The sequence below is a fragment of the Microbacterium sp. genome (assembly GCF_031178525.1).
Taxonomy (GTDB): Bacteria; Actinomycetota; Actinomycetes; order Actinomycetales; family Microbacteriaceae; genus Microbacterium.
This window is the reverse complement of sequence record NZ_JAPSJA010000301.1, coordinates 1-2,827: the sequence shown is the minus strand read 5'-3', so window position 1 is coordinate 2,827 and position 2,827 is coordinate 1. Positions and strand designations below refer to the sequence as shown.

1 protein-coding gene and 1 pseudogene are annotated in these 2,827 nt (G+C 69.2%); both read right to left on the bottom strand.

Going from position 1 to position 2,827, the window contains the following annotated elements; genetic code table 11:
- Positions 1-467: 467 nt before the first annotated feature.
- Positions 468-1,694: pseudogene (locus tag RIF89_RS13480) on the bottom strand (alpha-hydroxy-acid oxidizing protein); the annotation flags it as partial.
- Positions 1,695-1,696: 2 nt separating this feature from the next.
- The coding region (locus RIF89_RS13475; RefSeq protein ID WP_309069603.1) for an MFS transporter at positions 1,697-2,827 on the bottom strand (1,131 nt) is incomplete at its 5' end.

Sequence of the window (2,827 nt, the reverse complement as noted above, 5' to 3'; positions counted from 1 at the left end):
ATCCTGTTCTACGGCGACCGCCTCGACCCGGACGGCAACGACTACCCCGTGCGCGCCATGGGCCAGGTCGAGTGCATCGACGTCACCGGCTGGCAGGACACGGCCGACAAGCTCGACCAGCTGCTGCCCTCGTTGCCGCCGCGCGCGTGATGCGCGGTCGATGACCGACACGAGAGAAGCGCGCAGGATCGGATCCCGCGCGCTTCCTCGTGAGGCGGGTCTCAGCCCTCGACGGTCTTCTCCGCGGCCTTGACGCCGTCCGAGGACTCCTTCGCGGCGTCCAGCGGCGTCGTGCCGGGCTGCTCGGCAAGCTTCGCCGCGGCGCTCTTCGCCCGCGGTTTGGCGGGCGCCTTGCTCTTCGCGGCCGGCTTCGCGGCGTCGGGCTTCGCGGCCGTGGACGCGCGAGGTGTGCGCACCGGCACGGCCTTGGGCGCCGCCGCCTCCGCCGCCTCGGCGTAGGCCACCGAGACCGGGGCCACGCGCGTCAGCTGTGTGACGTGGCGCGGCTCGAGCTCGGCGAGGGACTGCACGCCCAGCAGCTTCATCGTGCGCTCGATCTCGCTGCGCAGGATCGCGATGGTCCGGTCCACACCGGCGCGCCCGCCCGCCATGAGTCCGTACAGGTAGGCGCGGCCCACCAGCGTGAACTTCGCGCCGAGCGCGACCGACGCGACGATGTCTGCGCCGTTCATGATGCCCGTGTCGATCATGACGGTGGCATCGCGGCCGACCTCCTTGACCACCTTGGGCAGCAGGTGGAACGGGATCGGCGCGCGGTCGAGCTGGCGGCCGCCGTGGTTCGACAGGATCAGCCCGTCGACGCCCATGTCGATGAGCTTCACGGCGTCGGGCACGTTCTGCACGCCCTTGATGACGATGTTGCCCGGCCACATCTCGCGGATGATCGCGAGGTCGTCGAAGCTGATCGTCGGGTCCATCGCCGAGTTCAGCAGCTCCCCGACCGTGCCGCCCGTGGTCGCGAGCGACGCGAACTCGAGCTTCGGAGTGGTGAGGAAGTCGAACCACCACCACGGCCGCGGCAGCGTGTCGAGCACGGTCTTGAGCGTGAGCTGCGGCGGGATCGAGAAGCCGTTGCGGTAGTCGCGCATGCGATTGCCCGCGACGGGGGTGTCGACCGTGAACTGCAGCGTGTCGAAGCCGGCCGCCGCGGCGCGCTTCACGAGCCCGTACGAGATGTCGCGATCGCGCATGACGTACAGCTGGAACCAGTTGCGCCCGTGCGGGTTCGCCGCCTTGACGTCCTCGATCGAGGTCGTGCCGAGCGTCGACAGCGTGAACGGGATGCCGGCCGCTCCGGCAGCGCCGGCGCCGGCCGTCTCGCCTTCGGTCTGCATGAGGCGCGTGAAGCCGGTCGGTGCGATGCCGAACGGCATCGAGCTCGGGCCGCCCAGGATCTCCGTGGAGGTGTCCACGTCCTCGGCCGGACGGAGGATGTCGGGGTGGAACTCGATGTCCTGGAACGCCTGGCGCGCGCGCAGGATCGACAGCTCACCCTCGGCCGCGCCGTCGGTGTAGTCGAATGCCGCCCGCGGCGTGCGCCGCTTGGCGATCAGCCGCAGATCCGCGATCGTCAGCGCGTCCTGCAGGCGACGGGCCTTGCCGCCGAAGGAGGGCTTCTTGAACTGGACGTACTCGAAGATGTCCTTCGGGTTCGGGAACTGACGCTTGACCATCCTCAATCCTCCTTGTGTGCGACGCGGCTGACGAAGAACGACGCGATCAGACCCAGCGTCGCGCAGAGCGCGACGTAGAGCGAGATGGGCCACCAGGCGCCCCCACTGGTCTCCTTCAGCGCCGTCGCGATGAGCGGGGCCGTGCCGCCGAAGACCGCGGCGCCGAGCTGGTAGCCGAGTGTCGCGCCCGAGTAGCGGATCTCCGGGCTGAAGCTCTCGGCGATCAGCGTGCCGAGGATCGCGTTCACGCTTCCCCACAGCAGGCCGAAGCCGATCGCGGTCGCGACGAACACGGCCCAGACCTCGCCGACGTTGAGGATCCAGTAGTACGGGAACGCGTAGGCGATCGTGGCGATCGCGACCACGCGGTACAGCAGCGCCCGGGAGACGGTGTCGGAGATGCGACCGAAGATCGGCATCCAGATCGTCGCGATGATCGCGGCGGCCGCGACGGCCGTCAGCACGATGTTGTTCTGAACGCCCATGCCGGTGGCGTACGCGATCACGTAGGTGCCGAAGATGTAGAACGGCCCGGTCTCGGCGGCCTTGGCGCCGATCGACACGAGCACGGCGCGCCAGTGCTTGCGGAACACCTCGGCGATCGGCAGGCGCACGACGGTGCCGGACTGCTGCACCTTCTTGAAGTCGGGGGTCTCGTCGAGGCCGGAGCGGATCCAGACGCCGATGCCGAGCAGGACGACGCTTGCGACGAACGGGATGCGCCAGCCCCAGCTCATGAACTGGTCCTGCGGCATGAGCGAGAGCAGGGCCACGACGCCCGAGGCGAGCGCGAGGCCGATCGAGATGCCCATCTGCGGCACCGCGCCGTACAGGCCGCGGCGGTTGCGCGGGGCGTACTCGTACGACAGCAGCAGCGCGCCGCCCCACTCCCCGCCGATGCCGATGCCCTGCAGGATGCGGAACACCACCAGCAGGATCGGCGCCCAGATGCCGATCACGGAGTAGTCGGGCGTGAGGCCGATCAGCACCGTTCCGCCGCCCATCAGGGTGAGCGTGATGAACAGCGTCTTCTTGCGGCCGATCCGGTCTCCGATGTGCGCGAACACGATGCCGCCCACGGGACGGAAGAAGAACGTCAGCGCGAACGACGCCATCGAGAACATCGAGGACAG